We start from the raw sequence: 12,117 nt of genomic DNA on the forward strand, positions 1-12,117 counted from the left end.
TCTGAAACTTCCTTTTCAGCTCTTTGCCCCGGACAAATAACTTGTCCTGGCGACGCTTCCGTGCAGAGATTCCAGCCAGCAGATTTGCGCTTCTATTGCGCTACTTACAAATCCATTTGAGCATGATCTGTGGCCGTTTTTTGCTCTCTTGACGTCAAGATAAGCAAAATAAAGCGGCGGGATAATACTCTAAATTTAATCTTCTGGCATCTGTAAATTTCACTAAAAGAATAAATGTTAGGCAAATAGTTTAATAAAAGGATATTTTTACAACATTATTTACTATTAGTGTTAACATTTTTGAGGTGTGAATTTAGCTTCTCAATCGAGGGAGTTAGAAGATGTTACTGCGAGTTAATCGTTGCTTTCGACACTTTTCGTTCAAGGTCAGTTCTGACGATTTCCAGCGCTTTTAATGCAGTTTCAGGATCGACCTCATTGCTTTCCAATAGATAGATTAAATCAACGGCAAGTTTGATTTCATCGGGGGCGTTATCCAGTCCTGATTGACTCATGGCTTTGCACTCCATTTTGGGTAATAGGTATTGAGCGCCGCTTTTATAAGCTCCGCATGAAGTGGAACTAGGGCTTTCTGCTCTGTGCGGTATCCACCACCGATAACCGCGGCGATAGGAACACCATTTTGATGGCAAGATTCCATGACGGCTTTATCTCTTTCGGCGATACCGCGTTGACAAATATTCATATAACCAAGCTCGTCGTCGACGTGAATATCAACACCTGCGTCGTAGATGACCATATCCGGTTGGTGTTGGGCGATAGCAAGCTTTAGTACAGGCACGAACTCGGAGAGGTAGGCATCTGACTCAATGCCTATAGGCATCGGGATATCAATGTCCGAGTCTGGCTTTCGTGATGGGAAGTTTTTGTCACAGTGCACCGAAAGGGTAATGATGTCTTCCCTCTCCTGCGCGATTGTCGCTGTGCCATCGCCATGATGAACATCGCAATCGACGATAAGCACCTTGTCTATGTTCGGATAGGAAAGCGCGTGGTCGGCTGCGAGAATCAAATCATTGAATAGGCAAAAACCACTGCCAAAGTCTCGGTGTGAATGGTGATAGCCACCGGTCAGATGAATCGCTACACCTTGCTCAATCGCTTTATCGACGGTGAGAGTGGTTCCTCCCAGTGATGTGAGGCTACGTTGTATCAGTGTCTCACTCCAGGGGAATCCAATACGTCGCATTTTTACCAGAGGTAAAGAGCCGCTCACCAAAGCATCGACATAGTCTTCGTCATGGAAACGCTTCAGATGTCCGTGCTCAAGGCGTGTTGGTTGAAACGTTGTTACTGGCCAGCCCAACTTATCAATGTGCTCCTTGAGCAGTTGGTATTTTTGCAGCGGGTACCTGTGACCTTCAGGCAATGGAAAGTCAGAGTAGATCGGATGATAAACAATAGGCAGCATGAAAACTTCAGCCTTTACGCTCACGGAAAGAAATACGGGATTCGATTTTTTGTCTGGCCTCACGACAGCGAGAGAGACGCTTTTCAATTGCGAGCAACTGCTTCTGGGCTTGTTGCTGTTCGGTAAAGCTGGCGTACTGTCCAAGCTTTGCTTCTGCATCACGTACCATATCTTCCAGCCTTCTTTCCCACCCTTGATGCCGTGCTAGATCCTGATAGAGCTGGCTGATAGAAGCTCCACTTTTTGGCGTCATGGCTTTTTCTTGCTGTCGAATAGACAGTGTTGCCATTTCTCTCTGAAGCGCACCGATTTGATTAACCAGCTTTTCGCATAGGTGCTCGGCACGCATCGCTGAAAGGCGTCCGCTTGCCTGCTCGCGTTCAAGGGTATCAACGACACTTTTTGCTTCCGACACACAAGGCGTAAGCAGCTTAGCGAGACAGGAGAATAGGCGTTCATCGAACAACGGCTTTGCACTCTCACCGCGCTTACGGTCGATCTCCGCGGCTCGGTTTGCCAGCGTTTGAAGCTCGGTTCTGAGGGATGATAAATCCATAGCTATTAATACCTATTGGGTTTTAAAGCCAAGCGTCGATGGCCAGTTTAACGGATAGAACTACAACCACAGTAACAAACACAGGGCGAATAAACTTAGCGCCAAACTTAATAGCAGAATGTGCGCCGATGTAAGCACCTACCATCAGGCACATACCCATAGTCAGCCCAAGCGTCCAGTTCACATGACCCAAAATGATAAAGGTAACGAGTGATGTGATGTTGCTAACGAAGTTCATTGCTTTGGCCAGACCTGACGAAAGCAGAATATTCATTTTATACGTCGACATAGAAGACACGGTCCAGAACGCGCCGGTTCCGGGCCCTGCAACCCCATCATAGAATCCTAAGGTGAGCCCTTGACCCCACTGTTTTTCTTTTAAGTGAGGTTCATCCTTCGGCAGATTGTGATTCTCTGCTTTTGGTTGGCGATGCCAAATGGTGTAGGCGGCGGTTGCCAGCACGACAAGTGGCAAGGCTTTTTCGAGCCACTCGGTGGAAATATAGTCCACAACCAAAGTACCCAAAATGGCACCAATGAAAGTGGCGATAAAGGAATGAATCCAAAAAGAAGGTGAAAACAGCTTTTTCCGGTAATAGGTAAACGCTGCTGTTGATGATGCAAACGTTGCTGACAGCTTATTGGTTCCTAACGCGATATGCGGGGGCAAACCAATGGAAAGCAAGGCAGGAACCATTAACATGCCACCACCACCGGCAACAGCGTCGATAAAACCTGCCGCAAGTGCCACCATTCCCAAAATAATGAGGGTATTGGGATCCAGAAGTTCGAGCATTTTTATTTTTCTACTTAGTGTTCGATAACACGCTTAAAGGGAGGCAATGAATCCAACAAGGCTTTCCCATAACGCCTTGTGACAACCCGTCTGTCTAGCAAAACGACTCTACCAGAGTCCTGTTCTTTGCGCAGCAGTCTACCTGCTGATTGAACAAGCTTTTTACTGGCTTCCGGCACAGAGATCTGGAGGAATGCATTGCCACCTTTTCGCTCTAGATACTCAGCATGAGCTTCTTCAACGGGTGAAGTAGGTACGGCAAACGGAATTTTGGTGATAATAAGGTTGGTCAGCTGCTCTCCGGGTAAATCGAGGCCTTCTGAAAAACTGCCCGTCCCGAAAAGGATGCTGACCCGCCCTTTCTCACAACACTTGCGGTGCGCATCTAATATAGATGAACGTGACGCTTCTCCCTGCACATGAAGATGCCAGCCAAGCTTTTTGATATCAGCACGCATTTTCTCCGCAACCTGATTCATCTGCCAGTAGGAGGAAAACAGTACTAGGGTTGCTGTTTCTCCTTCGATGTATTCCATCAATATACCGGGAAGATGGCTTGTGAATTTCTCGTCTTGCGGTTCGCAAGGCATGGCGGGAACAACTAGACGCGCGTTTTCCTGGTAATTAAACGGCGAGGGCAGGGCGAGAAAGGTGGTGCCATCGTTTTCGTCTAATCCCACCTGACGGCAAAAGTAAGTAAATGAGTTCAATGCGCGTAACGTAGCGGACAGCAAGCAGACTCCGGCTGCTCGTGACCAAAGCAATTGGTCTAAGCGCCAACCGATTTCCAGCGGTGACACATGAACAATAAGGTCGGATTCGCGCTCGGAACATTTTTGAATCCACCTTGCCATTGGCGCTCCTTTGTCCGAATTAGGTTGTGCCATTAAGGTCCACACTTTTTCAAGGTTTTCCAAACGCTGTAAGAAGAAGGCGGATTCGGCAAGAAGTGGGTCGGCAAGTCGGGATGCGAGTTCGCCATCTTTTACCCGTTCTGAGATAAGGTCATGAAGCTTTGCTAGTGATTGATTAGCTTTTTTTGCTGCTTTTTGCATTTCTTTAGATTCGAGATGCAAGGCGTCTGGCAATTCGCCATCTGCAAAGCGATAAATACCATCATTATTAAGTGGGAACCCAATCAGCATATCGCGGATGCCTCGAAGCCCGGGAATAAGCACTTGGATTCCTGACTGCAAGGCATCTAAAAAACGGCCACTGCGTTTGATGTCGCCGCCATTGGCAATCTTAGATGCGCTTTGATTGAGTTTTTCCAGCCAGGATGCTGCGCCAACCAAGCTGGCGGACGCAGCAGAAAAGTCGCGCGCAACGGTGGGCAAGTGGTGCGCTTCGTCGATCATATAAAGAGCATGTTCTGGCTCGGGCAGGATAACACCGCCACCAAGCTCTAAGTCCGCCATCAATAAACTGTGGTTAGCAACAACAACATCTGCTTTATCCAGATGCTCTCTGGCTTTTGCAAAAGGGCAGTTGCGGTGAGTGGTCAACCCTGAGTGGCAGGTATGTTTGTCGGACACAATAGTTTGCCAGAGGTGATCTGGAATCGTTTTGGGCCAGGCATCTCTGTCACCATTCCATTTGCCGCGGGAGTATGCGCTATACATGGTATTAACCATGTCGAGATCGGCTTTCTTCCGTTTCTCCGTAAATAGCGCTTGCTGCCCATGCCCTTCTGCACTAGCTGCAGCGGCTAACTTTTCGCCACAGCAATAACGCTGTCGGCCTTTTGCTAGGACAAAGCTGAATTCTCGGGGAACGACACAGCGAAAAAGGGGGAGGTCCTTTTCTATTAACTGCTCCTGTAGAGCCACAGTGGCAGTGGAAACCACCACCTTTTTATTATTGTTGAGGGCGTAGCAAATGGATCCCATCAGGTAAGCCATTGACTTACCGATACCTGTTCCCGCTTCCGCCACCAGAATGCGTCTTTTGGGGTTGTATTCCCCTGCAAGGGTTTTGGCGATTTCTGCTACGAGGTAATTTTGTGCTTTTCGTGGAATAAAATTCTGTAATTGCGCTTTCAAATTCTCGTAGCTGGAGCGGATGTCTTTTTTAGTTGATGGGCTAAGCATGATTGTCACAATTTGGGTTGTAGAACCGCAGTATATCACGTGTGGAGAATGTGAAAGAGTTCAAGTATTCGATCATCCATTCTGAATTATGAGACATAGATCACGAATATCAATTGAACTAATATTAGCTATCACTATGAAATCCAAAGGGAATGCCATTCACTGCATAGATTGCCTGAATGTAGAATAATATTCTAAATTTTTATTTAAAATTAAACCCATTTGGTTTTTTGCTCTGATTAGGCTTTGCGATCAACTTTACATAAATTTGACAATGCTATTTAGTTTTCGTGACCTTGCTCAAGGTTGATATTTTAACCTTATGTATTTGAAAGCAATTTTTATTTTTTGATGTTGATTTTGGTTGATTTGACAGATTTTAGATTTCTCTGCACTCTAAGTTTCGAAGTTTAAGCGTATTTGTAACGGCGTTGTAGTGACGTTGTGACAAATACAAAATAAAAGGGATCCTGGAACAGGAATTCCAATCTAATAAAGAAAAGGCAGTGGATTAACATGAAAAAGACTATCTTAGCGATGGCAGTACCAGCTCTGCTGGCTGCTGGTGCAGTAAATGCAGCAACTGTTTACGATCAAGACGGTGTGACTGTTTCTATCGGTGGTGCTGCAGAAGTACAAATCATCCAAGGCTATGAATTCGACAAAGAAGACGTAGATTTGGATGTTCGCCTAGACGACGGTGAGCTAAATTTTGGTATCGATGTGGCAGTTAATGATAGCTTGACTGCTCTGGGTTACTTTGACTTTGAAAACGAAGGCGGCTCAGTAAATAACACCGAATTGTGGGCTGGTTTTAAAGGCGATTTCGGCCAGTTGACCGCTGGTCGTATGTATACTTTATGGGATAGCGCTAACATCAACGAAGACATCGAACTTGGTCTTAAGGGTGTAAATGGCAGCCTTCCAGCTAGCGGTAATGATGTAATCAAGTACGAGTATGAAGGTGATGCTTTTTGGTTTGGCGTTGCACACAACCTCAAGCAAAGCGGTGCTGAAGAAGAAACTTTCAAAGACGTAGGCGGCACCTTGGTTCGTGACGTAAAAGTTACTGAAGCATCACACACTGATGCAGGTGTAGGTGCGTCTTTTGCCGGTGTAGATCTGTCAGCATATTTTGTTACAGGTGAGAAAACTGACACCAATAATGGTACCAAAGGCAACAAGATAGAGACAGATGCTTTCCAAGTTAGCGCTGTATATAATGTTGAAGCGTTCACTGTAGGTGCTTCTTACACCGATTTTGAAGAGAAAAACGGTGGTGTTCAAAACAAAGCCCACTCTGGCCATTATGTAGAGCTGCTTGCTGGTTACGGTGTTGGTGATTTCCAATACTACTTGGGTTATAACTTCGGTGAAAACGACGACAAATCTGACGGCAGCAACATCTACGCCAATGCTACTTACAAGATGCACAGCAACGTTAAAACCTACGTAGAACTAGGTTGGGCTGAGACCAAAGAGGAAAACGCGAAATCTGACGATGCAACTGGTTTCCTAGTAGGTATGGAAGTTAAATTCTAATTTAACTGATATCTATAAAAGCATTATTTGAGCTGCCCTTATGTGGCAGCTCTTTTTATATCAGGATGAGGGAAATTAATGAGACGGTTAGTCGCGTATAGTGCCTTATTCGTTTGTAGCTCTGTCGTTGTAGCGACCGAAATTGAAATTGGCACAGATCTGCAAGCGTATGTTTTGAACGGAAAGGAAGTAGATGCTGACAGTGGTGATAGGCTCAATTTAGTGGATGGAGGCAATCAATTAGTTGTTCGCTATAAGTCCATCTTAAGCGATGGCTCTAACACCAAGTTTTTTGAATCAAAACCTTATGTTTTCCAGTTTACAAATACTGGAAAGAGTCTTTCGATTTCGATTGAACGTTTCCGTAAATACATCAAAGCAGAAAAAGCCTTTGAAAAAGGCAATGTAGAATGGTCTATCGAGGACGCCAACGGGAAGGATATTCCATTCCAGCTTGATGAGCTTCCCGGCAACTCAGGTTTTCTTCCCTACGCGGATCTTTCCAAAGCAGTAGCGATGTACAATAAGAAAAACGGTATCTACTTTGAAGGTCAGGAAATTAAAGATCTCAATGAAGAGGTTGTCGTTGCTGTTTCTGAAACAGGCAAAGTGGAATTAACTGGCGATGCACTTGCACAACTCAAACTCTGGTACACCAAAGCGTCAAGAGAAGAACGCAAAGCATTCCGTATATGGGTGATTAACCAAGAGTAAAAAAACGCCGTAAGGCGTTTTTTTATGCGTGGTGATAACGGCTATGCTCTCGGCAAGCCCTGCAGCGCGACTCAGCCGGGTCAGAAATAATATCCCCAACTTCTATTTCTTCCTCACAGTCCGCACACAGCCCAATTAGCCCTGTATGAATAGCACAAAGTGCGGCGTCGATTTTCTCCAGTCTTAATCCATCATCATGCAAATTGGTGCTTCTTTCTTTTCTACATAGCTTAATCAGATGTGCTGTAGGGACATTTGAAACGTCCAGTCCCGTTAAGCCAATCAGTACATCTTCTAATCTGCTGCGTACCGCTTCCTTCTCATTCGCGAGCTTTTGTTGTAGCTGTGCTACAGTTTCTGTATCAATCATTGTGATGTCTCGGTGCGCGTTGTAACCGGGACAGTGTAGTGAAATCGACTGTCTTTGTTCTGATATATATCAAGACAAAAAGAGATAAACCCTGCTGTTTGTCGGTATTTAACCATAGATTTAACGGTTATATTTGCAGCCTGCTCGATAATAGTCAGAACTAAAAGGATGTAAAAAGATGGACGCTAACTTCAAAGACCCGTTTAACTTTGCTTATTTCTTGGGAATGATTGCAGTACTGTTTATCCCAACCTTGCCTGCAACCCTCACTTGGATTGGCATGCTAAGCAGATAAGAACCCTTTAGGGAGGAAGAGTGCAAGAATCGATAAAACGTGTATTTTTGCTGAGTGTTGGATGGCTCTGTGTATTTTTAGGTGTCATCGGCATTTTTCTCCCGTTGTTACCCACAACGCCTTTCTTGCTCCTCGCCAGCGCATGCTTCGTGCGCGGCTCACCTCGTATAGCCAAGTGGTTACATAATCATCCTACCTTTGGTCCAGTCATCACTAACTGGAACGAGCATCGCGCCATCGACAAAAAAATTAAGCGTCGTGCGACATTGTTTATTGTTCTCAGCTTTTCCCTCTCGATAGCGATCGTGCCCGAACTTTGGCATAAGATTATGTTGGCTTCGATGTGCGCCGCACTTTTATTTTGGTTTAACCGTTTGCGCGAAATTGAACCTGTTGTCCGCGCCACAGAAAATACATAACATGGCCCCTTCGTCTCCCCATCTGCTGGCTTTTGATAGCGGGCGAAAATGGGGTCATTTACTTCCAGTATTATCGGAAGCCACGCACTGTGGTGAGTCATTATGAGCCAAGATCAAATCGCATTTATCAAAGACAGCATCAAAACCATCCCTGACTACCCAAAGCCAGGCATTATGTTCCGTGACATCACCAGTTTGATGGAGAACGCGGAAGCGTACAAAGCAACAATTGAACTGCTTGTCGAAAAATATAAAGACCAAGGCTTCACAAAAATCGTAGGAACTGAGTCCCGTGGTTTCCTGTTTGGAGCGCCTTTGGCTCTGGAGCTGGGTGTAGGTTTTGTTCCTGTTCGTAAACCAGGAAAACTACCGCGCGAAGTGATCAGCGAGAGCTACGAGCTGGAATACGGTACAGATAAGCTGGAAATCCACACCGATGCTATCGTTGAAGGTGACAAAGTTCTGATGGTTGATGACCTGCTTGCAACGGGTGGCACGATTGAAGCAACGACCAAGTTGATTCGCCGTTTGGGTGGTGATGTGGCTCACGCTGCTTTTATCATCAACCTGCCGGAAATTGGTGGTGAGAAGCGTCTTCAACAGAATGGTATTGATGTATACAGCATCTGCCAGTTTGACGGTCATTAATCGAGCGTTAAAGCGCTTAAAGTGAAAGGAGCGTGATCGCCAAGATCGCGCTCTTTTTGTGTCTGTGCTAGCATGGCAAAAGACTATAGAAAGAATTTATAACGCATGAGTTATCAGGTACTAGCCAGAAAATGGAGACCACACCAGTTCCGCGATGTGGTCGGCCAATCCCATGTATTGACAGCTTTGGCGAATGCGCTCGACCATAATCGTCTGCATCACGCCTATCTTTTCAGCGGTACGCGCGGTGTGGGTAAAACCACTATCGCCCGCATCTTCGCCAAGGGCTTGAACTGCGAACAGGGTGTCACCTCCACGCCTTGTGGTGTTTGTTCAACTTGTCAGGAAATCGATCAAGGCAGATTTGTTGATCTGTTAGAGATTGATGCAGCCTCTCGTACCAAGGTTGAAGACACCCGTGACCTTCTAGACAACGTTCAATACAAACCCGCTCGTGGCCGTTACAAAGTCTATCTGATAGACGAAGTACATATGCTTTCGCGTCATAGCTTCAATGCGTTGCTAAAAACGTTGGAAGAGCCTCCGGAGTACGTAAAGTTCCTGTTGGCTACTACTGATCCGCAAAAGCTGCCTGTGACGATTCTGTCGCGCTGTCTGCAGTTTCATTTGAAGCATTTGGATGCCACTCAGATTAAAGACCAACTGGCATATGTTCTTGAGCAAGAATCTGTTGTGGCAGAACACAGAGCGCTTTCCCTTATCGCGAGAGCTGCTGAAGGCAGTATGCGTGATGCCCTGTCTCTGACAGATCAAGCGATTGCCCTTGGTAATGGTAGCGTGCAGGAAGGGCAGGTAACAGAGATGCTGGGTACTTTAAGTACCGATCAGGCGATTTTGCTGCTTGAGGCGTTGGCAGAAGGCCATGCAAACCATGTAATGCAGTGTCTGACACATTTGGCTGAAGTGGGCGTTGAGTGGGACGGGCTATTAAAAGAAATTGCTGGTCAGTTGCATCGCGTGGCCATGGCACAGGCCTTGCCAGAGTCTGTTGATAAAGCATCACCGGATGCAGAACGTATTTTAATGCTCAGTCAATCCATCTCGCCGCAAGATACGCAACTTTTCTATCAGATAGCGCTACAGGGACGCCAAGACTTGCCTTACGCACCGGATGGTCGTGCCGGTCTTGAAATGGTGTTACTGCGTATGTTGGCGTTTAGGCCTGTTACGTCTCAGCAGTACCAGCCTTCGGCGGTTGGCGAGCCTTTGACTGAGCCAGATAAGCAAGCAGTAGCGTCGGTCCCCCAGTCAAATGCTCGACTGGAAACCCTAAAAGCACAGGTAGAAGCCAGCCGAAAAGTGAGTAAAGCGGCTCCTGCTCAGTCAGAAGTGACGCCACCACAACTGCAACATTCGCCGGATTCTCAGCCAAACTTGGCTCAGGATGATCCTCAGATGTCTGCGCACATGGCTGCGATGGAAATGGAGGCGCAACGGGAAACAGAGTCTCATTCAGATTATGATATCCCAGCCCAGCCAACGGCTGCGCCCGAACAACCTCAGTCAGCGGCGCCTTCTTCTGCAGGAAGCCTGGTTGCAGCCCGCAATATGTTGAGAAGTCGGGTTCGTCAGCAAGAGGGCCAATCGCCAAAAAAGGGTAGTGCGGCAACAGCCGGCGGTGATGCACTGTCGGTTATCGACCGTATCGCAGCAAAACATAAGCCTGCTGATCCTGCTGTTTTCCAGCAAGCATTGATGCCGAATGAAAGTGCCGCCACCCAAGATGAAGCTTATCGCTGGAAGCCAACTAAAGTAGAAACGACAGAAGAGAAGATCGTTTCAGTCACACCAGACAAAATCAAAAAGGCGCTTCAACATGAGCGCACGCCGGAAATGCGCGATAAGCTTGAAAAAGAGTCAATTGAACTTGATGAATGGAGCCGTATTGCCAGCGCGTTGGAAGCACCTCGTTTGGTGAAGCAGATGGCACTCAACGCTTCTATGGAGCTGGATGGTAATCAGATTAATCTCTGCCTTCGCTCTGAACAGGCCCACTTGAATACTGATAAGGCGCAGGCAGCTTTATTGGCAGCTTTGAGCAACCAACTGGGCACCTCATTAACACTGTCGGTCACGCTTGGAGAAGCAGGTACCACACCGCTTGAATGGCGCGACAGACTTTATACAGAAAAATTGGCTCAGGCTTCCCAAAGCCTGAGCGATGATCCCAATGTTCGCTTCATCTGCCAGCGTTTTTCTGCGCAGATAGATGAAGAGAGCGTTAGACCTATATAAACCTAATGGGCTGCGATTCACCGAATCTCAGCCTAAAGCTACATAGAGAGAAGAATATGTTTGGTAAAGGCGGAATGGGCAACCTGATGAAGCAGGCGCAGCAAATGCAAGAGCGCATGCAGAAGATGCAGGAAGAAATTGCGAACATGGAAGTTACCGGCGAAGCGGGTGCAGGCTTGGTAAAAGTCACTATCACCGGCAGCCACAGCGTTCGTCGCGTTGAGTTGGATGACAGCTTGATGGAAGACGACAAAGATATGCTGGAAGACCTGATTGCTGCGGCATTTAATGATGCAGCGCGTCGCATTGAAGAAGCTCAGAAAGAGAAAATGGCTTCGGTCACTGGCGGCATGCAAATGCCACCAGGCTTTAAAATGCCATTCTAAGTATGCGTACAAGCCAATTGCTTGAGCAGTTGATGGAAGCCTTGCGTTGTCTACCTGGGGTCGGTCCTAAGTCAGCACAGCGTATGGCTTTTCACCTTCTGCAGCGTAACCGCCAAGGCGGTGTAAAGCTTTCCGAAGCTTTGCTTGCCGCAATGACCGATATCGGCCATTGCGAAAAATGCAGAACCTTCACTGAAGAGGAAGAGTGCGTTATTTGTGCTAATCCTCGTCGTCAGGAAAACGGTCAAATCTGTGTGGTCGAAAGCCCGGCAGACATTGCCGCCATAGAGGCAACGGGCCAGTATTCGGGTCGTTACTTTGTTCTTATGGGACATTTGTCACCACTGGATGGTATAGGCCCTTCTGACATCGGTCTGGATTTGCTTGAAAAGAGGTTATCCAGCGAGTCAGTGTCTGAATTGATTCTGGCTACCAACCCGACCGTGGAAGGTGAAGCTACAGCACATTACATCAGTGAGCTTTGTGCCGAGCATGGTGTGATTGCCAGTCGCATAGCACACGGTGTTCCGATGGGAGGGGAGTTAGAGTTGGTGGACGGTACAACACTTTCTCACTCGATTATCGGACGTCACCGTTTGGGATAGAAAGCAAA

General features: G+C 46.8%; 13 protein-coding genes. 7 read left to right on the top strand and 6 right to left on the bottom strand.

The annotated features are described in order from the left end of the window. Positions 1–344: 344 nt before the first annotated feature. Genes rsmS through dinG form a run of 5 tightly spaced genes read right to left on the bottom strand, consistent with a single transcriptional unit; the run spans position 345 to position 4,874 of the window. Complete coding sequence (rsmS, locus tag VP504_RS16240) at positions 345–515, bottom strand: pleiotropic regulatory protein RsmS (protein ID WP_062704795.1); 171 nt, start codon at positions 513–515, stop codon at positions 345–347. Then, positions 512–1,432 (bottom strand): histone deacetylase family protein, encoded by a 921-nt coding sequence (locus VP504_RS16245; protein WP_325892069.1) that lies wholly within the window; start codon positions 1,430–1,432, stop codon positions 512–514. The genes rsmS and VP504_RS16245 overlap by 4 nt, the downstream gene beginning before the upstream one ends. Before the next feature lie 7 nt (positions 1,433–1,439). After that, on the bottom strand, positions 1,440–1,988 hold the full coding sequence (gene priC / locus VP504_RS16250; protein ID WP_062704800.1) for a primosomal replication protein PriC: 549 nt from the start codon (positions 1,986–1,988) through the stop codon (positions 1,440–1,442). A 22-nt stretch (positions 1,989–2,010) separates the two neighbouring features. Beyond that, positions 2,011–2,784 (bottom strand): sulfite exporter TauE/SafE family protein, encoded by a 774-nt coding sequence (locus tag VP504_RS16255; RefSeq protein WP_325892070.1) that lies wholly within the window; start codon positions 2,782–2,784, stop codon positions 2,011–2,013. A 14-nt stretch (positions 2,785–2,798) separates the two neighbouring features. After that, positions 2,799–4,874: an ATP-dependent DNA helicase DinG gene (gene dinG, locus VP504_RS16260; RefSeq protein ID WP_325892071.1), complete on the bottom strand. Its 2,076-nt coding sequence runs from the start codon at positions 4,872–4,874 to the stop codon at positions 2,799–2,801. A 516-nt stretch (positions 4,875–5,390) separates the two neighbouring features. On the opposite strand from dinG, the gene VP504_RS16265 reads away from it, so the two are divergent. Both VP504_RS16265 and VP504_RS16270 read left to right on the top strand, forming a co-directional pair. After that, positions 5,391–6,416 carry a porin gene (locus tag VP504_RS16265; protein WP_325892072.1) on the top strand — a complete coding sequence of 342 codons (1,026 nt, stop codon included), beginning with the start codon at positions 5,391–5,393 and terminating at the stop codon, positions 6,414–6,416. A 78-nt stretch (positions 6,417–6,494) separates the two neighbouring features. Then, positions 6,495–7,130 carry a YccT family protein gene (locus VP504_RS16270; RefSeq protein WP_325892073.1) on the top strand — a complete coding sequence of 212 codons (636 nt, stop codon included), beginning with the start codon at positions 6,495–6,497 and terminating at the stop codon, positions 7,128–7,130. A gap of 22 nt (positions 7,131–7,152) precedes the next feature. Here the strand turns inward: VP504_RS16270 and VP504_RS16275 are convergent, their stop codons facing one another. Then, entirely contained in the window at positions 7,153–7,500 is a 348-nt protein-coding gene (locus tag VP504_RS16275; protein ID WP_062704810.1) for a hypothetical protein, read from the bottom strand. 315 nt (positions 7,501–7,815) lie between these two features. Here VP504_RS16275 and VP504_RS16280 point away from each other — a divergent pair, with 315 nt between their 5' ends. The 5 genes from VP504_RS16280 to recR all read left to right on the top strand — a co-directional run bounded on the left by VP504_RS16280 (position 7,816) and on the right by recR (position 12,109). Beyond that, entirely contained in the window at positions 7,816–8,214 is a 399-nt protein-coding gene (locus tag VP504_RS16280) for a YbaN family protein (RefSeq protein ID WP_325892074.1), read from the top strand. A 102-nt stretch (positions 8,215–8,316) separates the two neighbouring features. Continuing rightward, the gene (apt, locus tag VP504_RS16285; protein ID WP_325892075.1) at positions 8,317–8,862 is read left to right on the top strand and encodes an adenine phosphoribosyltransferase; all 546 of its coding nucleotides are present in this window, start codon (positions 8,317–8,319) and stop codon (positions 8,860–8,862) included. Positions 8,863–8,967: 105 nt separating this feature from the next. Beyond that, the gene (gene dnaX / locus VP504_RS16290; RefSeq protein ID WP_325892076.1) at positions 8,968–11,118 is read left to right on the top strand and encodes a DNA polymerase III subunit gamma/tau; all 2,151 of its coding nucleotides are present in this window, start codon (positions 8,968–8,970) and stop codon (positions 11,116–11,118) included. Between the two features lie 56 nt (positions 11,119–11,174). After that, a complete protein-coding gene (locus VP504_RS16295; RefSeq protein WP_002539630.1) occupies positions 11,175–11,504 on the top strand; it encodes a YbaB/EbfC family nucleoid-associated protein in 330 nt (109 codons plus the stop codon). Between the two features lie 2 nt (positions 11,505–11,506). Then, on the top strand, positions 11,507–12,109 hold the full coding sequence (gene recR, locus VP504_RS16300) for a recombination mediator RecR (RefSeq protein ID WP_325892077.1): 603 nt from the start codon (positions 11,507–11,509) through the stop codon (positions 12,107–12,109). The last annotated feature ends 8 nt before the right edge of the window (positions 12,110–12,117 follow it).

The organism is Grimontia sp. NTOU-MAR1 (genome assembly GCF_035758505.1).
Taxonomy (GTDB): Bacteria; Pseudomonadota; Gammaproteobacteria; order Enterobacterales; family Vibrionaceae; genus Enterovibrio; species Enterovibrio marinus.